The organism is Chitinophaga sp. (assembly GCF_036569185.1).
Lineage (GTDB): Bacteria > Bacteroidota > Bacteroidia > Chitinophagales > Chitinophagaceae > Chitinophaga.
Window position 1 is genome coordinate 1 of record NZ_DATCRD010000027.1, and the last position, 19,309, is coordinate 19,309.

Genomic DNA, 19,309 nt, shown 5'->3' on the forward strand with positions numbered 1-19,309 from the left:
AGGATTATGATGATTATAATGATTACCCTGAGTTTATTTTTTTGGATTTATAAAGGATTTGGGGAGACTTAAGCGATCCGCTTTTATCTCCCTGAAACTTTTAAAATCAGGAATGATCAAATCCAGGTAATCATTATAATCATCATAATCATGCTCCAAGACAATTTCATCGCCGAAGGCGATCAGCACGCATAAAAAAAGCCCGCCATAAGGCGGGCCTTTTTGCATATCATCCGTGCGGTTACTATTTCTGTAAACCGTCCAGTTTCTTTTTCACTTCTTCTACTTTTGCAGTATTGTTTTTGATCGCGTAGATCTTCTGCAGTGCATAGAGGCAGCTTTCGTAAGTTTGTTTGTCGCTTGCATCGAGGCTGCTGGCTTTGGCGGTAAAGCCTTCATCAGCTTTCTCGAAGAAAGGCAATGCCTGGCCCATCAGACCTTCTACTTTACCCTGTAATTCTTTGGCTTTTGGAGAAGTTTGTTGTTTGCTGTCGAGGCTATTAAGCTCTTTATTGAAAACAACAGCGCGGTTGAAGTACAGTGCGCCCAGCTGGAAGTTAGCGGTTGCATCAGCAGGGTTCATTTCGATGGCTTTTTTGTAAGCCGCTTCTGCTTTACCGATCAGTTCTTCGTAGTTAGCCGGTTTAGGTGCATCGCCACCTTTTTCATCGCGGGGATTAGCCAGGTTATCTACGCGGATAGCGTAATCCAGTACAGCTGCTTCGTCGTTTGGATTGTCGGCGATTTTCTTTTCCAGCATACCCAGTAATTCATTGGTTTTACCTGTTTTGCTGTAGAAAGCCATTTCCATATCGTTAAAGCGTTTATCCTTAGGGAATAATACTTTAGCCTGCTCGATGGTTTTCAGCCAGTTGGCCTGGTCGCCTTTTTCTTCATACAGCTGGCCCAGGATTACGTACAGTGCCGGCTCGCCTTTGAACTGCAGGTCTGCTGCTTTCTTCAGGTAGGTGAAAGCGTCGTCTTTTTTACCGGCCTGGTTGGCTGCATAACCAACGTAGAAAGTGAGGGCAGTATCTGTAGGAATAGAGCCACCGAGGTTTTTACTGTTATAGAAGTCAGCTACTTCAAAGGCCTGTTTAAAGTTGTACAGGGAGGAGTCCCATTTCTGTTCATTCAGGTTAGCATAACCGGCGTTGGCGATCGTAGCATAAACGTTGAACAAAGGCTGGTTCATTTCCAGTACCGCTTCTTTCATTTTAGGATCTATTTCCAACGCTTTTTTGAAGGCTGCAAAAGCTTCCTGTGCGAGTGCCGCACTTTTCTGCTTGGTGCCCATAGCTTCCAGGATCTTACCATCTACCAGCCATGTTTTAGCGTCGTTTTTGGTCTTATCGTTCTGTAATGCTGCGTCAATATCCGCTTTGGCTTTTTCCAGGTCTTGCTTCTTCAGGTTCTCATCCGCACTGCTAACTTTTGCCCGTTGTGCCATAACCGATACACCGGCCGTGCAAAAGAGAAGAGATACCAATAATTTTTTCATGCTTTTGTTTTTTTTAGTTGCTGATTACAATAAGAGTATGGTGCTCCAATAAATAATAATACAACCAGCAGCGGAGTTACCACTAAAAGCTGGCCGTATTTTTTTATCAGAAACCGGTAACAGACCTGGTTAAGGGCTTGTTACCGGCTATAAAAAAGATGACTTATTCTTCTGTTGCCTCAGTAGCTTCACCGTCGGTTTCTTCCGGTGTGTTGTCATTTTCACCTGCTTCAGGTGTTTCTTCGCCTGCTACAGCGGTTGTTTCGCTACCTTCGGCGCCTTCTTCCCCGTTGATGGCTTCTTCTGCTTCCTGTTCATCGAGTCTTGCTACAGCGGCAATTTCGTCGTTGTTGTCCAGGCGGATCAGGCGTACCCCCTGTGTGGCGCGGCCGGCTTCGCGGATATCTGCAACGGCCATGCGGATGGTGATACCAGACTTACAGGTGATCATCAGGTCATGCTTCTCCGTTACATCGAGGATCGCAATGAGGCTACCGGTTTTCTCCGTAATGTTAATGGTTTTCACCCCTTTACCGCCACGGTTGGTAATACGGTATTCCTCAATGTTGGTACGTTTACCGAATCCTTTTTCAGATACCACCAGGATGGTTTTCTGATCGTCTTCTTTATTAACACAAACCATACCAACCACCTCATCTTTGTCGCTGTCTACCTCAATTCCCCTTACACCAATGGCGCCGCGACCGGTATCCCGAACCGTAACTTCAGGGAACCTGATGGCGCGTCCGCTCTGGATGGCCATCATGATCTGGCTGTCGCCGGTGGTCAGTTTGGCTTCCAGCAGCTGGTCGCCTTCATTGATAGTGATAGCGTTTACACCGTTCTGACGCGGACGGGAGAATTCTTCCACCAGCGTTTTCTTGATAATGCCCTTCTTGGTACAGAGTACAATATAATGGTTATTGATAAAATCTTTATCGTTCAGGTCTTTAATGTCAATGATAGCGCGGATCTTATCATCGGCCGGCAACTGGACCATGTTCTGGATAGCGCGTCCCTTACCGCTTTTTTCGCCGTCCGGGATTTCATAGACCTTGAGCCAGTAGCAGCGGCCTTTCTCTGTGAAAAACAGCATGGTATGGTGGGTAGAGGCTACGAACAGGTGCTCGATATAATCCTCGTCGCGGGTTTTGCCACCAATAGCGCCACGGCCTCCGCGTTTCTGCTGGCGGTAGTCGTAAGCCGAAGTACGCTTGATATATCCCAGGTGTGAAATGGTGATCACCACATCTTCTTCTGCGATAATATCTTCAATCCTCATTTCACTGGCCAGGTACTGGATCTCTGTTTTACGTTCGTCGCCGAATTTCTTTTTCACTTCCTCCAGTTCTTCCTTAATGATCTTCATACGCAAAGATTCATCCGCCAGTACATCTTTCAGGTAAGCGATCAGCTTCATGATGTCGTCGTATTCAGCGCGGATCTTATCGCGCTCCATACCGGTAAGACGTTGTAAACGCAGTTCCAGTATAGCTTTTGCCTGTATTTCAGACAACCCGAATTCGTTCATCAGTCCTTCTTTCGCCACTTCAGGAGTAGCAGCGGCACGGATCAGCGCAATCACCTGGTCCAGGTGATCCAGCGCAATCAGGTAACCGGCGAGGATATGCGCTTTCTCTTCTGCCTTGCGCAGGTCGAAGCGGGTTCTTCTCACCACTACTTCATGACGGAAGTCGATGAATTCCGCAATCATATCTTTCAGGTTCAGGATACGCGGACGTCCTTTTACCAGGGCCACGTTGTTGATACCATAAGATGTTTGCAGTTCGGAGTATTTAAATAACTGGTTGATGATTACATTGGAGATAGCTTCCCTTTTGAGATCAATTACCAGGCGCATACCTTCACGGTCGCTCTCATCGCGTACATCGGAAATGCCTTCAATGATCTTATCGTTTACCAGCTGCGCAATTTTCTGGTGCAGTACCGCCTTGTTGATCTGGTATGGCAGTTCATAGATCACCAGTTTTTCGCGGCCATTCTTGGCAGTTTCGGAAGTGATTTTACCTCTTACCACTACCCTGCCCCTGCCGGTTTCAAAGCCTTGCTTAACGCCTTCAAAACCATATATAACGCCTCCTGTAGGGAAATCGGGCGCTTTGATATGTTTGATCAGCTCTTCTACAGAGATGTCTTTGTTTTCAATATACGCCACTGCGCCGTCCACCACCTCGCTGAGGTTGTGAGGCATAATGTTGGTGGCCATACCAACGGCGATACCGGACGCGCCATTCACCAACAGGTTGGGAATGCGGGTAGGCAATACCGTAGGCTCTTCCAGGGTGTCATCGAAGTTGTTGGTAAAATCTACCGTTTCTTTCTCGATGTCTTCCAGCATGGCTTCTGCAATTTTCTGCAGGCGGATCTCCGTGTAACGCATGGCAGCCGGCATATCGCCATCTACCGAACCGAAGTTACCCTGACCATCCACCATGGGATAACGCATGCTCCAGGGCTGTGCCAGACGTACAATGGTGTCGTAAATAGAAGCATCGCCATGCGGGTGATACTTACCCATTACCTCACCCACAATACGGGCTGATTTCTTGTAGGCCTTGTTACTGTGATTGCCAAGTTCATTCATACCGAATAAAACACGGCGGTGCACAGGTTTAAGACCATCTCTCACATCGGGCAGGGCACGGCCCACGATCACGGACATAGAATAATCTATATAGGCCGTTTTCATTTGCTCCTCGATATTTATCTGGACAATTCTCCCTTCCTGATGATTTTCCGTATGCTCTGTCATTTTGTGTGTTGATTTACAGTTTTTTCTGCGTAAAACAGATAAAGGCAAATATAGCCATTTCAGCCCTTATTCCGGCCTAAAAATCAAAGAATGTGAATAAAAAACACCATAGGGATTAACGATTATATTGCGATATGGATATATGATTGATTTAAACAATGAATGACAACCATTTATATGGCTTTTGTGTTATAAACCTATAACCCGTTTTGAGTTATCCGCTATATGTTAAGACCCATTAATATATTAGAAAATAAATATTGGCAAAGTATTTGTTTCTAAGGGGCTGATAATCAATAGATCGAATCAACGGAAAACATATATATAATAAGAACAAATCCGAATTTGCCTGAAAATTCGAACATAAGTGTAAAAAGTGCTGTTATTCCCCTGATTCTTAATCACTTTTCTAAAGAAGACTATGAAGAACATACTGTTGTTTGGAGCCGGTAAATCGGCCACGAGCCTGATCGATTACCTGTTGGCAAATGCACCGAGGCAAAAATGGCATCTCACAGTAGCGGACCACGACCTTTCGCTTATTAAATCCAAAACAGGAAAATCATATTACGCTACCCCCGTTGCACTGGATATCAAAGACAATGCGGCCAGACAACAACTGATCAGGGATACCGACCTGGTTATTTCCCTATTGCCTGCTACTCTCCACATCCTGGTGGCAAAGGACTGCCTGGCGGAAAAGAAACACCTGCTCACCGCTTCCTATATTGACGATGAAGTAAAACAACTGCAACCGGAAATTGAAAAAGCAGGCCTGCTGTTTATGTATGAAATGGGCCTCGATCCCGGTATAGACCATATGTCGGCCATGAAGCTCATTCATTCCATTGAAAAGAAAGGCGGACAGATCTTCTCCTTTAAATCATATTGCGGTGGCCTTATCTCCCCCGACAGCAATGATAACCCCTGGCAGTACAAAGTATCCTGGAATGCCCGGAACATCGTAATGGCAGGCATTTCAGGCGCTACCTACAAGGAAAAAGGCAAAGTGAAGGAGCTTACTCATGAACAGCTTTTTGACCATTCCAAAACCATACAGGTGCCAGGCCTCGGTAAACTGGCCTTCTACCCTAACCGCGATTCCCTGGGTTATATGCAGGCTTACAAGCTGGAAGACCTGGCCACCTTTATGCGCGCCACCCTCCGCTTCCCCGACTTTTGCGAGGGCTGGAACGCCCTGATAAAGCTGGGCCTGACAGATGATCGTCATAAGATTGCCACAGATAACCTAACGTATACGGAATGGGCATCCCGGGCCGTTAAAGATGGAACAGGCACCCCTGAAGAGAATATAGCCCAGTTCCTGGGCGTTAGCACCAAGTCAAAAGTGATCCGCCAGTTAAAATTCCTTGGATTATTAAGCACAGAAGTTATAAATTTAGGAGAACAAACCAATGCAGGCGTGCTCCAGTTCCTGGTGGAGAACAAACTGAAAATGGAACCTGCCGACAAGGACATGATCATAATGATGCATGAAATTGAGTTTGAACGCCGCAGCATGGCCACCAGGATGCACAGTTACATGATTGTTCAGGGGGAAGACAACATACACACAGCGATGGCAAAAACAGTAGGGCTCCCACTGGGTATTATGGCCAAAATGATTCTCCAGGACAAGATAACATTAACAGGACTTCAGATACCGGTAATGCCGGAAGTATATAACCCCGTTCTAAAAGAATTAGAAGAGTACGATATCAGATTTGAAGAAAGCTTTGAATAAGCAAAGTTATTTTTTTCCTATGATGGACTCTAATCGGGCACAAGGACTTGTGATACCTCCCCTGGAACGGGGAGGTTTTTATTTTTATAAGATGCTTAATAACTCCTGTACGCCTTCTGTAGCAGGCTTTTCAATGAGGTACAGATTGTCGGCCTTACCTACTTCGGGAATCTTCCTGTCGATGATATACACCGGCACATCGGGCCTTACATACTGCAGCAGGCTGGCGGCAGGGTACACCTGCAAAGAGGTGCCCACTACTACAAATATATCTGCCTCCCATACCTCTCTCGCCGCTTTTTCAATCATTGGTACGGCCTCGCCAAACCAAACAATGTGCGGACGCAGCTGCCCGCCATCTTCTGCCAGGTCGCCCATTTTAATATCATCGCGGATCTCATAGATCAGTTCCTCGTTATTTACACTGCGCATCTTAAAGATCTCCCCGTGCAGGTGCAGCACCTGTGTGGATCCTCCCCTTTCATGAAGGTCATCGATATTTTGTGTAATGATCCGTACCTCATACTTTTCTTCAAGCTTTGCCAGGCCCGTATGGGCTGCATTTGGAAGCGCCGCTTTCACATCCTGTCGCCGCCCGTTGTAAAAGTCCTGCACCAGGGCGGGATTCTTTTGCCAGCCTTGAGGGGAAGCCACTTCATATACATCGTAGCCTTCCCATAATCCATCCGTGTCCCTGAATGTCCGGAGGCCGCTTTCAGCGCTGATGCCGGCTCCGGTCAGCACCACCAGTCTTGGTTTCATGTAATTTCGTTTATTGGTTTACGTTAGCCGGGGTTTTCCGGGATTTCCATCTCCTTATTCCTCTCTTTATAAAAATAAAAATAAAAACAATACCAACAATCACGGGCCATGCGCTGAAGATGCCCAGTGCAAAAGATAAGAGCCCGTTCCATCCGTCTTTGAACGACAACCACGAGCGCTGCAGGAAACCCGGTGATTGCGGATCGGAGTTGGCAAAGGTCTGGTAATACTCAAGACTGATATTGCTGTAAGCCACATGATGATCCATGTACTGCAAACGGCCCTTTGCTGATTCAATCTCTTCACGGATGCTTTTCAGCTGGGCTTCCACTTCCAGTATCTCCTTCACATTCTTTGCCTGCTGCAATATCTGTACATAACGCTGTTCTACGGCCTGGCGCGCCTTCATACGGGCATCAAGATCCACATATTCTTCGGTAACATCGGAAGCCGTGATACTTTTTTCATCTATCCTGGAAGCTCCGCTGGTAAGGCTTTCCACGCATTGCTCAAAAGCGGCGGCCGGCACTTTTATGGACACTTCATTCCGCCACTGCATACTGGTATTCTCCTGCTTTTCACTGGCAATATAGCCACCGTATTTTTTAACAGTATCGGCTATACGTTTTTTACAGGATTCGAAATCGGAGGTGGAAAAACGAAGCACGGCGTTTTTAATAATTTTCTGGGAGATGGGTAACGCAGGCCCCTGAGCGGCTTCGCTTTCAGAGGAAGCCAGCGCATCTTCGGCAGTTACCGGCGCTGCGGCCACTTCCTCCATTTTAATTTCCTGCGAGGCAGGTGTGCTGTTACTGTTATGATTGCGGCAAGCGGGTAAAAGCGCAGTGGCCGCGCACAGGGCAAATATGAATGAATGTTTCATGAGCTGGAATTTCTCCTATGATGAATAATTTTTTGAAATTCCATAAACAACGAAGGTTATCTTCCAAAGAAAGATAACCTTCGCATTTCTATCTCTTTAAAACTTACTTTTTCATTCCTCCCATTTCCATGATCGCTTCAAATTCTTCCGGCTTTACATCACATACGGATAAGCGTCCCTGGCGGATCAGCGACAGGTTGGCCAGTCTTTTTTCAGCTTTCATCTGTACCAGGGTAACGGGTTTCTTAAACGGCTTTAATGGTTTAAGATCTACCACCACCCAGTTAGGATCCGGCGTGGTAGGGTCCTGGTAGGCCTCTTTGGCCACGGTAGCCAGGCCTACTATTTCCATGCCTTCATTGCTGTGGTAAAACAGTACCTGGTCGCCCTTCTTCATTCCCCGGAGATTGTTGCGCGCCTGGTAGTTGCGCACGCCATCCCAGAAAGTGATCTTGTCTTTTACAAACTGGTCCCAGGAATATTTAAATGGCTCAGATTTCACCAACCAATAGTTCATATTGCATTTAATTTTCGTGATCAGGTAGTAAGATTACCAGCCGCTGGCCAATACATCCGCAATGTGCATCACCTTAATATTGGTACCGTGCTTACGGATATAGCCATCCAGGTGCATCAGGCAGGAAAGATCGGTAGAGATCAGGTAATCGGCTCCGCTGTTAACGGCATTGTTTACTTTTTGCTCGCCCATTCCCATGGAGATGGGCTCGAACTTCACAGAGAAGGTGCCGCCAAAGCCACAGCAAACTTCACAGTCGTTCATTTCTTTCAGCTCCAGTCCCTTTACTTTTTCCAGCAGTTTGCGGGGGCCTTCCTTGATATGGCATTCCCGCAATGCGCCGCAGGCGTCGTGATAGGTGCCTACCCCGTTGAGGGTAGCGCCCAGGTCTGTTACATGCAATACGTCTGTGAGGAATTCGGTAAACTCGTAGAGGTTTTTCTTCAGCAGTTTTACATCATTATGCGCTGCGGAATTATCAAATAATTTGCCATAGTAGTTTCTCACAAAACCAGTACAGGAACCGCTGGGAGCAACAATGTAGTCGAAAGTTTTGAAATCCTTTACAAATTTGGTGGCCACGGTACGGCATTCGTCCTGGTATCCGGCATTATAGGCCGGCTGACCACAACAGGTTTGCTCCGCGTTATACATTACATTACATCCAAGTTTCTCGAGCACCTTTACCATATTAAAGGCGGTTTCGGGAAACAGCTGATCTACAAAACACGGTATAAATAACTGTACGTTCATCTCTATAGCTTTTAGCGTTAGCCTTAGCTTTTAGCTAACTTTCTTTGCAATGCGATCATCTTCAGTGCAGTAATAGCAGCTTCTTCTCCTTTATGGCCGTGGGCTCCGCCCAACCTGTCGAGCGCCTGCTGTTCATTATCTACCGTCAGAATTCCAAATATAACAGGAACGGGTAACTGAAGGTTCAGTTGAAGGATACCTTCTGTTACGGCTTTACACACATAATCGAAATGAGGTGTTTCGCCCCGGATCACGCAACCGAAAGCAATAATAGCGCCAGGCTGTTTACCGGTGCCTCTGGTGGTTTCCCAGTACTGTTTACAGGCATAGGGTAATTCGAATGCGCCTGGTACAATTATTTTTTCTGATTTGCTGACATTATACTGTGTGAGGGCTTTTTCGCAGCCGTTTACCAGTTCGTTCACGATGGCGTCGTTCCATTCGGTATACACCATAACAACACTGGCATCCTCCAGGTTGAGAATGCCAGCGTCATTTAATAAGCTCTTATTGTGCTCGGACATATTATTCTATAGCTTTATGCTGTTGGCCGTTAGCCGCCGGCTTACCGCCAGCAGCTAACGGCTACCAGCTAGTTCTTTACTTCTCCCAGTCTTGCCAGGTATTTGTCCATTTCACGACCTTCGTTAGTCGTTGGAAATTTCTCTTTGATCTCTTTGTAGATAGCCACAGCTTCCTGTGCTTTGCCTGCTCTTTCCAGGGCCTGGCCTGCACGGAATAAGTATACAGGGGCAGTCAGTTCATTATCGTTATAGTGCCCTGCTTTTTTGTAAGACTCAATACCTTCATCCGCTTTGTTCAGCTCCATGTAAGCGTCGCCGATCAAACCGTAGGCAGTGGGTTGCAGCAGGAGGTCGGTAGAACTGAAAGATTTCAGCATGTCGATACCTTTCTGGTATTCGCCCAAACGGATATAACAAACACCGGCGCTGTATTTGGCCAGATTGCCGGCTTTGGTGCTGCCGTATTTGTTTACCACCTGGAGAAAACCGTAGTTGTTACCATCACCGTTCAGGGCCAGTTTGAATGAATCTACCGCGAAGTAGTTCTGGGCATGGAAGATCATTTCCTGTGCTTTGTTTTCATTCGGCTGTTTTACAAAACGGTTATAGGCGAAGAAACCGCCCACCACTACTACTACGGCCAGTACAGCTATAGTAATAACGTTTTTGTTTTTATAGAAGAAATCCTCTGCCTTGTGCATGGATGCTTCCAGGTCAAAATCTTTTGCAGGTTGAGGCACGGCGGCTTTATCTTTAGTTTCTGCCATTGTAAGGTGTAATTGTGATTGCTTGGTTATTAAATATAGGGTTTAGCTTTAGGCTTTAAGCCTTTAGCAGATGCAGCTTTGGCTACATTTACTAAAGGCTTAAGGCAGTTAGCTAAATACATTAATCAACGATGAATGGATAATCTTCCTGAACGTAAACGTCTTTCAGTAATTCATCATCGCTTGGCCACGGAGATTCTTCTGCGAATGTTACGCACTCTTCCACTTCTGTTTTCACTCTTTCGTTGATCGCTTCAATTTCTGCTTCGGTAGCCCATTTATTTTTCTGAATAACTCTCAGTACTTCGTTGATAGGATCTTTTTCCTTGTATTCTTCGAGCTCTTCTTTGGTGCGGTATTTGGCCGGGTCGCTCATGGAGTGGCCACGGTAGCGGTATGTTTTGATCTCCAGGAGGGTTGGACCGCCTTTTTCACGGGCGCGTTTTACCGCTCTTTCAATACCATCGTGCACCGCTTCACAGCTCATACCATCGATAGAATCGGCCGGCATTTCATAAGCATCCGCCAGTTTATAGATATCCAGTACGTTAGAGGTACGTTCTACAGAAGTACCCATTGCGTACATGTTGTTCTCACAAATAAAAATTACCGGGAGCTTCCAGGTCATGGCCATGTTAAAGGTTTCATGGAGAATACCCTGGCGGGCAGCGCCATCACCGAAGAAACACAACACTACATTGTCTGTTCCCCTGTACTGCTCTGCAAGCGCAAGGCCGGCGCCGGTGCCTATCTGGGCTCCAACAATACCGTGGCCGCCGAAGAAGCCATGTTCCTTGGAGAAAAAGTGCATACTGCCTCCCTTTCCTTTCGAACAACCGGTTGCTTTACCATACAGTTCTGCCATACAAGCTTTAGCGGAAATCCCTTTCGCAATTGCCAGTGCATGATCACGGTAGGCCGTGATGAATTTATCTTCCGGCTTGGTAGCTGTCATCGCACCAGCAGCAATTGCTTCCTGTCCTATGTACAAATGACAAAAGCCACGGATTTTTTGCATCCCGTACAATTGGCCTGTCTTTTCTTCAAAGCGGCGCAGCAAAAGCATCAATTCATACCAGTACAGATATGTCTCTTTGGTGAATTTCGTCTTCACGTCTGTTTTAGTTTGCACTCTTTCTAAATTTGTTCGCAAATATAACAGGAAAATCGTAAAATATAAATATCAATTCTAATTCCCATTAAATTATGCAATTTCATCAATTTCAAACAGTTTTGCATTTAATTGCAGCCTGATCACAGGGAAGTTCCCATTAGAGCGGATTTTTATCATTTATACAATTGATATTTTTCGCATATTATTAATTACGAATAATTTTTTTCTTTGCTTTATATAAATAAGATATCACTCGTACAGTTTAAAAACTATCACCAGGCCTCCTTTTCCTTCGGGCGCCGGGTGGTTGGTATTACCGGCCGCAACGGTGCAGGTAAAACCAACCTGCTGGACGCTATCTATTACCTTTGCTTCACCCGTAGCTATTTTACCAGCAGCGATCACCAAAACGTCCGCTACCAGACAAATGGCTTCCGGCTGGAAGGCTACCTGGAAAAAAATAACCAGGAAGAAAAGATCGTATGCACCCTCAAAGACGGCCGCAAGGAAGTGAGCCTGAACGAGGAGCGGTACGACCGGTTCTCCCGTCATATCGGGCAGTTTCCCGCCGTAATGATCGCTCCTGATGATGCGGACATCATTCTCGGCGGCAGCGAGGAAAGACGCAAATGGCTGGATAGCCTTCTCTCCCAGCTCTACCCTGAGTACCTCGATCACCTGATCATCTACCAGAAAATACTGTTACAACGCAACAGCCTCCTGAAAAATATGGCGGCAACCGGGCAAAACCAGGATAGTCTCCTTGATGTATTTGACCTGCAATTGGTGATGCACGGCGTACCGGTATACGAAACCCGGAAAGCCTTCCTGGAAACGTTTATTCCCCAGGTACAGCGCCTGTACGATTATATTGCCGGCACCCATGAAGTAGTGAATATTCAATACCAGTGCACCCTGCAGGAGGAGGATTATGCACAGCAGCTAAACCAGGCAAGATACCGCGATATGCAGCTGCAGCGCACTACCACTGGCATTCACAGGGATGATCTCCTTTTCCTGCTGAATGATCATCCCATGAAAAGCAGCGCTTCGCAGGGGCAACGCAAAAGTTTCCTGTTTGCCCTGAAGCTGGCGCAGTTTGAAGTGATCCGTCAACATAAAAAATTCCCGCCCCTGCTCCTGCTGGATGATATATTTGAAAAGCTGGACCAGGAAAGGGTAAGCCGCCTCATTGCATTGGTGGCCAGCGATAACTACGGCCAGGTATTTATTACGGATACCCACGCAGAACGGCTGCAGCAGGCCTTTGCAGGCACGGGAGAAAATATTCAGCTCATTGCCATATAGCATATAGCTTCCGGCAACAAAATGCGTTGCTGAAAGCTACATACCAACAAAAAATCACTAGCTTCGCACCATGCGTCATGGAACTACCAGTATAGGAGATGCCCTCCGGGAATTTATGAATAAGAGCAGGATGAAACCCCGTCTCACGGAGGTGCGCATCCAGGAAAACTGGGAGAAACTGATGGGCAAAACCATTGCCCGCTACACACAGAGCATCCAGCTGATAGATCATAAACTGATCGTTACAACTACGGTAGCGCCGTTAAAACAGGAATTAACTTATTCGAAAGACAAGATCATCAAGCTGGTGAATGAAATGCTCGGAGAGAGCATCGTAAAGGAAGTGATGATCCGGTAGGCAGTGATCAGTTGGAAGCAAACTGCCGGATAAGGTGGTTGATATCAGCTATTTTCAGGGTAGTATGCAGGTTGACGATCACGAATTCGTTTTCTTCCTGTACCAGCATTACTACATTACCGAGTTCATCGTCTTTCCCCTTGTTGAGTATATGTACCCGGCTTCCGTTTTCCCTCGCTTCCATTAACAGGTCGAAATTTTCGTTCCGTTGCAGGTTGCTTTTCAGGTCGGCGATATCATCATAACTAACAGTACCGCCTTTCGTATTGGAGATGGTGTATACCTTCACCTTCTGTATGCCTTTGAGCGCATGCCCCATCACTTTTGCATCGACGTCTTCATTGTCGAACGACAGGCACAGGCTTCCCAGCTTGAGCGCAAATTTACCCAGGCTTACAGTGTGTACTTCAGCGCTTCCTTTGTATTTGTTACGGAATTCGCGCAGGCATTTGTCCTGGGCCTTTACAGCGGTAGCAGATAAGAACATACAACCTGCGGCAATGAGCAATGATTTCATGGGAGTAGTTTTAAAGCGTTATTTCTTTTTCACGTTTTTTAGTTTATCCATTCCCTGGATATTAACGCCATTGGCGATCTGTGATATTTCATTGAGATCCATATTGCCCACCAGGCTCATGGCGAGGAACTGATCGGAGGCGCCTACCAGCATTACCAGTTCATTGATATTGCCTTTGGTGTCTTCCTTCACAAGGAATTTTACGTCGCTGTCTTTGTCGCGCACGGTCATCAGTTCTTCAAAGTCGTTGCCAATAAAGGCGGCAGCTTCCCTGTACAACCGGGGACCGTCTTTCGTGGTTTCTTTGGTAAGGATGCGGAGCCCCTTCAGTTTCTGGATCACCTTCATCATGTTTTTGGCATCGGCGTCGCCGGGGTCCAGTTTGGCGAACATGCTGAACATCTTTGGTGTGATGGTGATCACTGTGAAGCTGCGGTCGTTCTCATACTTCTGGAAGAAGCGTTCTATCAGGCTTCCCTGTTGGGCAAAGAGGTGAAAACTGGCAAAGACCGCCACTAGTAATAACAAGAATCGTTTCATCTTTCTAAATTTATATCAGGTTTTAAAATGGCCGTTGTTAATCTTCTTTTCCTTCCACTACGGCAGTGGCTTCGCTGAAATAAGAGAGCTGCTGCATTTTCGAGGTACCTTTATGAAGATTTTTAGCCAGCAGCTGCAAAGCCTTCTTCGTTTCATCCAGCGCTTTCTGCGGATCGTTCATTTCCTGCTGCCGCAAAGTTATCAGCACCTGTTGTTCCCGCTGGTGCTGCTGTTTAAGCGCGTAACCGATGCCTATCGCTACCATGACCACTGCCGCATATTTCATCCAGTGCCTCCAGGGCGACAGCCTCACAATTTTTACCGGGGGCGCTTCCCATACTTTTTCCGCTTCCCGATGAAAGTAGCCGAACAAGGGAGCTGCCTCCTGCAGGTCTTCCGGCAGGCCGGCATGTGGTGTGCTGAAAAAATCACGCAATATTGCCTCCTCTTCGAGGGAAGTTTCTCCTTCCCAGTACTTTTCCACCAATACAGTGATGTGCTTATAATCCATATACCTGCAGGTTTTGTAGTTTTTCGCGTACCGTTTTACGGGCGCGGTGCAAATTCACTTTAACGTCGTTCATGTCTATATCAAGTATGTCGGCGATCTCCTGGTAGGAATGCCCGTCGATATCCCTCAGCTGAAGAATAGTGCGGTATTTTTCCGGCAGGGCGTTGATGGCCACATGCACTTTTTCCATGACATCGTTCTGTTCTGTTACTGCATGCGGGTTTTGCTGGTGTACCGCCGGCAACTCTCCTGCCCTGTCCAGTTCATCGGCCACCCGGTATTTCCTGGATTTGATCTTATCCAGGGCCAGGTTGCGGGTAATACGCATGCACCATGCCTCCATATTCTGAAGCTCCGCCATCTTTTCCTGCATACCCCATACCTTCATGAGGGCATCCTGGATGATATCCTGCGCGTCTTCCTCGTTGCCCAGCAGGCGGAAGGCAAAGCGGTAAAGCTTTTGCCTGACTGGAACTACCTCGGTAAGGAATCTATCTAATGACATGCAGAATAGTGCGTTTTGAAAGAAGACGACTGTAAATCGGAGATGTTACAAAGATGATGATATTTTTTTGCGGATTTTGTCTTGGAACACTGATTACGCTGATTTTGATGATTACATTGATATTTTTTAATAGCCGGGGAGATAATATTATTTACCTCCCATTATTATTCGATTTTAAAAAATAAAATCAAAGTAATCATCAAAATCAGCGTAATCAGTGTTCCAAGACAAAATCCGCTCTATTCGAGCTTGATCCGCGGATCGATCAGCGTATAGAGGAGGTCGGCCAGGAGGTTAACGATCACGAAGAGGCCGGCGGTGACCAGGATGGCTCCCATTACCACGGGGAAATCGAATTTATCCAGCGCATCCACAGTTACTTTGCCGATGCCTTTCCAGCCAAAAATGTATTCCACGAAGAAGGCGCCGGCCAGCAGTTCAGCAAACCAGCCGGTGATGGCGGTGATCACCGGGTTGAGCGCATTGGGAAGGGCATGCCGCCATATTACCGTTCGCCTGGAAAGCCCTTTGGCATAGGCAGTGCGGATATAGTCCTGGTGCAGTACGTCCAGCATGGCGCTGCGGGTGAGCTGCACAATAATGGCCAATGGGCGGATCCCCAGCGTGATGGCTGGCAGCACCAGGTTGCGCAGGTTCAGTACCCTGCCCCTGAAAGGATCTACATCGAACAGGCTGCCGGACATATGAAGACCGGTATAGTCGCTCAGTACAAAACCAAAGAGATAAGCCAGTACAATACCCGCAAAAAAGGAAGGCGCTGAAATACCGGCTACACTGGCAAATACGGCCCCGGTATCCATCCAGGTGTTTTGCTTTACGGCGGACAGTACCCCCAGGGCAATGCCCACCATGGTGGCAAACAGCATGGCGGCGACGGCCAGCAGCAGGGTGCCGGGCAATGCCTCCATTAAAATATTCCATACCTGTTTTTTGCCCTGGTAGGAACGGCGGAGGTAAGGCGCTTTCAGCACCAGGAGTTTATCATTTGATATATGCGCTACCGTTAGATACCGCAGGTTTTCATTGGCTTCCTGTTGGGTGTGGATCCCTACAGGAAGCAGGTCGTTCAGGTAGTACAGGAACTGCGTCCCCACCGGCTGGTCGAGATGCAGTTCCCGGCGCACGTTTTCCAGGGAGGCCACGTCTGCCCGTTGTCCTAATGTAAGCCGGGCGGGATCGCCGGGCAGTACATTGAACAGGAAGAATACCAGCACCACTACGCCGAGCAGCACCAGCAATCCATACCCGGTTTTACGAAGCAGAAAACGTAGCATACAGCTGATTATGGTATATCATTATAATGCCATTTCCCTTTGATGGTGCCTTTGTCCAGCAGGAGCAGTGCAGGGTTGCTTCTGCCGGCGGTTTTAATGGCTACGCCATCCATTTGTACAAAAGGAAACTCCAGGCCGTGTTGTTGTTTGAAGGCAGCAATTTCTTCTTTGGTGGAAGCGGTTACTCCATATATAACTACTTCCTGGTTCTTCCACTTTTGTTGCAGGGCTTTCATTTTTTCATCCCATCCGCTGCCGGCCTTGCTGGTATTGAGCACCAGGAAAAGGTACACTGGTTTGGTTTCAGACAGGATGGCTTCCGTTTGGTTCACCCCATCCAGGTCGGTAAGGATAAAATCTTTGATAGCCGGTTCTGCATTGCCTTTTTTCACCAGTTTATCTTTCCGGTCTACAAACTTCCAGGTGCTGTCGGACCAGGGATAGTTATCAGCAGTAAATTCCTTCTTCTGCCCGTCTTTCTCATATATAAATATCATTTCGTACACATCAGGCGTAGCACCGGGGGGCAGCTTCATTTTTTCAGGGATATTGTTGCCCACTTTATAAGGCAGGCAGTCGAAGAAAGGCAGGTGTTTCAACGTGTACCACTGAATGCCGAATGCAAATACAGCGGAGAGCAGCAGCACCGCTCCTGCTGCTTTGAACAGCGGTTGTATGCGGTTACGGTAAAAGAAGATCACCAGGATCATTACCAGCAGGATCACGTCTTTCCAGAAGGTTTCCACGGCAGTGAGCTTGATACAGTCGCCAAAGCAGCCACATTCACGGATCGTTCCGCTGAACAGGGCATAGCCTGTAAGGAAGGTAAAGAATATAATGAGCAGCAGCAGTAACACGGAGAAGATACGCATGCGGTATCCAACGAGCACGGCTACACCGGCAATAATTTCGAAGGCATTCATGACAATGGAAAATGCCAGGGACCAGGGAGAAAGGAACGTGAGGTGCAGCACCTCGAAAAACTCGTCCATTTTATAGCTGAGCCCCAACGGATCATTGGCTTTAATCAGACCGGAAAAAATGAACAACACCCCAACGATTATACGTAACAGGTTAAGGATAATCTTCATAAAATAGTTTAATGGTTAAGTAATCTGTGAAGATAAGAACAATCAGGATTTAGCTTCCTTGAAATTGATGAGCGTAAAAAGCCTGCGGGCGCGCTTCAAATCTATTTCTGAAATTAAACGTCTAAATTCCTAAATTCGGAAATGATTGATTTTCCTTCTTAGATTTGCAGGCAAAATAAAGAATTTCGGGTAAAAGGCCGGAACTATATAAGAAATCAGGAGCGAAGCGCCTGCATGCTAACTTCTTAACGCATTTAAATGAAACCACACCATATCCCGGCAACAACATCTTCACCTGTAATAAATTGCAGAGGGCAATTATTGTCTCTCGCTACGCCTGCCGTAATGGGCATTATAAATGTGACCACCGATTCTTTTTATGAAGGCAACCGCATGCATGAGCTGCACCTGGTACTGGAAAAAGCGGGGCAACACCTGGCGGAAGGCGCTGCCATCCTGGATCTGGGCGCACAGAGCACGCGTCCCGGCGCCGACATGGTGGGCCCGGAAGAAGAGACGCACCGGCTGATCCCGGCTATACATGCCATCCTGAACAAATACCCTACCGCCATTATTTCTGTAGATACCTGGTATGCTGCAGTAGCAGAGAAGGCCGTACACGCGGGCGCTGCTATTATTAATGATGTAAGCGCGGGAGATATGGATGCGGATATGATCCCGGTTGCAGGTAAACTGCAGGTGCCGTATATTGCAATGCACATGCAGGGTAAACCCGCCACGATGCAGCAGAACCCGCAGTATGAAGACGTGGTGGCCGAAGTGCTCGATTACCTGGCACAGAAACTGGCCGCCTGCCGGGCCGCCGGGATTAAAGATTTTATTGCTGACCCTGGATTTGGTTTTGGAAAAACAATTGATCATAACTATACCTTACTGAAAAACCTGCGCCTGTTTTGCGATATACTCGGGGTACCGGTGTTAACGGGCATCTCCCGGAAATCGATGATCTATAAACTGCTGAACATTACTCCTGACCAGGCGTTGAACGGCACTACTGTTTTGAATACCATTGCCCTGCAGCAGGGTACGCATATATTAAGGGTACACGATGTAAAAGCCGCTGTGGAGGCGGTAAGGATCATGAAGAAAATGAATGGCTAATTTAATCTTGCAATTTTACAATTATGAAGGAAGTAATACAATTTTATGGAGTTGAGTTTCGATGGCTGGATCTTCTGGACCTGCTGATTGTTATTTTTTTAATCATTCAATTATACCGTTTATTAAGGGGAAGTCTTGCGTTTAATATTTTCGTAGGGTTGTTAATGGTATATGCTGCTTTTTTCCTGGTAAGGGCGCTGAAGATGCCTATCCTCACCAATATCCTGCAAAACTTTATCAACGTTGGTATCATTGCCATCATTATTATTTTCCAGCCGGAGATCAGGAAGTTCCTGCTGGTATTGGGTAAGAAAACCCCGTTGAGCAAAGACAGCTTTCTGACCAAACTGTTCCTGCCTGATAAGTTTAAGAGTTATAAGGAAGAAGAAAATATTATCAATGAACTGATAGTGGCGGTGAGCCGGATGCAGAGCACTTCTACCGGGGCGTTGATCGTGATTGCCACCACTTATCGTGTGAAATTCGATTCTGCATCCAGTATTCCTATCGACGGGAACGTGAGCGCGAAGCTGATAGAAAGCATTTTTGAGAAGCACAGCCCCCTGCATGATGGCGCATTGATCATTGTGGGAAACAAGATCCTGGCGGCTAAAGTGATTCTCCCGGTATCTGAAAATCCTAACCTGCCCACGCGTATAGGATTACGTCACCGCTCGGCGGTGGGGATCACAGAGCACAGCGATAATATGGCGATCATTGTTTC

The 19,309-nt window shown here is 46.9% G+C and carries 21 protein-coding genes; 5 read left to right on the forward strand and 16 right to left on the reverse strand.

Annotated elements, in window-relative coordinates:
* Window positions 1-33: 33 nt before the first annotated feature.
* The 3 genes from VIM72_RS02070 to gyrA all read right to left on the reverse strand — a co-directional run bounded on the left by VIM72_RS02070 (window position 34) and on the right by gyrA (window position 4,274).
* Window positions 34-228, reverse strand: a complete 195-nt coding sequence (locus VIM72_RS02070) for a hypothetical protein (RefSeq protein WP_332001211.1) — start codon at window positions 226-228, stop codon at window positions 34-36.
* Window positions 229-244: 16 nt separating this feature from the next.
* Window positions 245-1,501: a hypothetical protein gene (locus tag VIM72_RS02075; RefSeq protein WP_332001212.1), complete on the reverse strand. Its 1,257-nt coding sequence runs from the start codon at window positions 1,499-1,501 to the stop codon at window positions 245-247.
* Between the two features lie 163 nt (window positions 1,502-1,664).
* A complete protein-coding gene (gyrA, locus tag VIM72_RS02080; RefSeq protein WP_332001213.1) occupies window positions 1,665-4,274 on the reverse strand; it encodes a DNA gyrase subunit A in 2,610 nt (869 codons plus the stop codon).
* A 421-nt stretch (window positions 4,275-4,695) separates the two neighbouring features.
* On the opposite strand from gyrA, the gene VIM72_RS02085 reads away from it, so the two are divergent.
* Window positions 4,696-6,018, forward strand: coding sequence for a saccharopine dehydrogenase C-terminal domain-containing protein (locus VIM72_RS02085; RefSeq protein ID WP_332001214.1), 1,323 nt, complete (start codon window positions 4,696-4,698; stop codon window positions 6,016-6,018).
* Window positions 6,019-6,102: 84 nt separating this feature from the next.
* On the opposite strand, the gene VIM72_RS02090 is transcribed toward VIM72_RS02085, so the two are convergent.
* The 7 genes from VIM72_RS02090 to pdhA all read right to left on the reverse strand — a co-directional run bounded on the left by VIM72_RS02090 (window position 6,103) and on the right by pdhA (window position 11,338).
* Complete coding sequence (locus tag VIM72_RS02090; RefSeq protein WP_332001215.1) at window positions 6,103-6,780, reverse strand: NAD-dependent deacylase; 678 nt, start codon at window positions 6,778-6,780, stop codon at window positions 6,103-6,105.
* 10 nt (window positions 6,781-6,790) lie between these two features.
* Window positions 6,791-7,663 (reverse strand): DUF4349 domain-containing protein, encoded by an 873-nt coding sequence (locus tag VIM72_RS02095; RefSeq protein ID WP_332001216.1) that lies wholly within the window; start codon window positions 7,661-7,663, stop codon window positions 6,791-6,793.
* Window positions 7,664-7,766: 103 nt separating this feature from the next.
* Window positions 7,767-8,180 (reverse strand): EVE domain-containing protein, encoded by a 414-nt coding sequence (locus tag VIM72_RS02100; protein ID WP_209857786.1) that lies wholly within the window; start codon window positions 8,178-8,180, stop codon window positions 7,767-7,769.
* A gap of 33 nt (window positions 8,181-8,213) precedes the next feature.
* Window positions 8,214-8,933, reverse strand: coding sequence for a (Fe-S)-binding protein (locus VIM72_RS02105; protein ID WP_332001217.1), 720 nt, complete (start codon window positions 8,931-8,933; stop codon window positions 8,214-8,216).
* 23 nt (window positions 8,934-8,956) lie between these two features.
* The gene (gene ribH / locus VIM72_RS02110; RefSeq protein WP_332001218.1) at window positions 8,957-9,457 is read right to left on the reverse strand and encodes a 6,7-dimethyl-8-ribityllumazine synthase; all 501 of its coding nucleotides are present in this window, start codon (window positions 9,455-9,457) and stop codon (window positions 8,957-8,959) included.
* 68 nt (window positions 9,458-9,525) lie between these two features.
* A complete protein-coding gene (locus VIM72_RS02115; protein WP_332001219.1) occupies window positions 9,526-10,224 on the reverse strand; it encodes a tetratricopeptide repeat protein in 699 nt (232 codons plus the stop codon).
* A gap of 121 nt (window positions 10,225-10,345) precedes the next feature.
* Window positions 10,346-11,338 (reverse strand): pyruvate dehydrogenase (acetyl-transferring) E1 component subunit alpha, encoded by a 993-nt coding sequence (gene pdhA, locus VIM72_RS02120; RefSeq protein WP_332001220.1) that lies wholly within the window; start codon window positions 11,336-11,338, stop codon window positions 10,346-10,348.
* Between the two features lie 228 nt (window positions 11,339-11,566).
* Between pdhA and recF the strand changes: the two genes are divergently transcribed.
* Window positions 11,567-12,646 carry a DNA replication/repair protein RecF gene (gene recF, locus VIM72_RS02125; RefSeq protein WP_332001221.1) on the forward strand — a complete coding sequence of 360 codons (1,080 nt, stop codon included), beginning with the start codon at window positions 11,567-11,569 and terminating at the stop codon, window positions 12,644-12,646.
* A gap of 70 nt (window positions 12,647-12,716) precedes the next feature.
* Window positions 12,717-13,004: a DUF721 domain-containing protein gene (locus tag VIM72_RS02130; protein WP_332001222.1), complete on the forward strand. Its 288-nt coding sequence runs from the start codon at window positions 12,717-12,719 to the stop codon at window positions 13,002-13,004.
* Window positions 13,005-13,011: 7 nt separating this feature from the next.
* On the opposite strand, the gene VIM72_RS02135 is transcribed toward VIM72_RS02130, so the two are convergent.
* From VIM72_RS02135 to VIM72_RS02160, 6 genes are all read right to left on the reverse strand, one after another.
* Window positions 13,012-13,521: a DUF4252 domain-containing protein gene (locus tag VIM72_RS02135; RefSeq protein WP_332001223.1), complete on the reverse strand. Its 510-nt coding sequence runs from the start codon at window positions 13,519-13,521 to the stop codon at window positions 13,012-13,014.
* Window positions 13,522-13,539: 18 nt separating this feature from the next.
* Window positions 13,540-14,061, reverse strand: coding sequence for a DUF4252 domain-containing protein (locus VIM72_RS02140; protein WP_332001224.1), 522 nt, complete (start codon window positions 14,059-14,061; stop codon window positions 13,540-13,542).
* 37 nt (window positions 14,062-14,098) lie between these two features.
* Complete coding sequence (locus tag VIM72_RS02145) at window positions 14,099-14,572, reverse strand: hypothetical protein (RefSeq protein ID WP_332001225.1); 474 nt, start codon at window positions 14,570-14,572, stop codon at window positions 14,099-14,101.
* A complete protein-coding gene (locus VIM72_RS02150) occupies window positions 14,562-15,077 on the reverse strand; it encodes an RNA polymerase sigma factor (protein WP_332001226.1) in 516 nt (171 codons plus the stop codon). Before VIM72_RS02150 ends, VIM72_RS02145 begins: the two co-directional genes overlap by 11 nt.
* A gap of 239 nt (window positions 15,078-15,316) precedes the next feature.
* Window positions 15,317-16,372, reverse strand: coding sequence for an ABC transporter permease (locus tag VIM72_RS02155; protein WP_332001227.1), 1,056 nt, complete (start codon window positions 16,370-16,372; stop codon window positions 15,317-15,319).
* A gap of 8 nt (window positions 16,373-16,380) precedes the next feature.
* A complete protein-coding gene (locus VIM72_RS02160) occupies window positions 16,381-17,463 on the reverse strand; it encodes a BT_3928 family protein (RefSeq protein WP_332001228.1) in 1,083 nt (360 codons plus the stop codon).
* A gap of 258 nt (window positions 17,464-17,721) precedes the next feature.
* Between VIM72_RS02160 and folP the strand changes: the two genes are divergently transcribed.
* Window positions 17,722-18,585: a dihydropteroate synthase gene (gene folP / locus VIM72_RS02165; protein WP_332001229.1), complete on the forward strand. Its 864-nt coding sequence runs from the start codon at window positions 17,722-17,724 to the stop codon at window positions 18,583-18,585.
* Window positions 18,586-18,608: 23 nt separating this feature from the next.
* Window positions 18,609-19,309: diadenylate cyclase (locus VIM72_RS02170; RefSeq protein ID WP_332001230.1), on the forward strand; the 701-nt coding region annotated here is incomplete at its 3' end.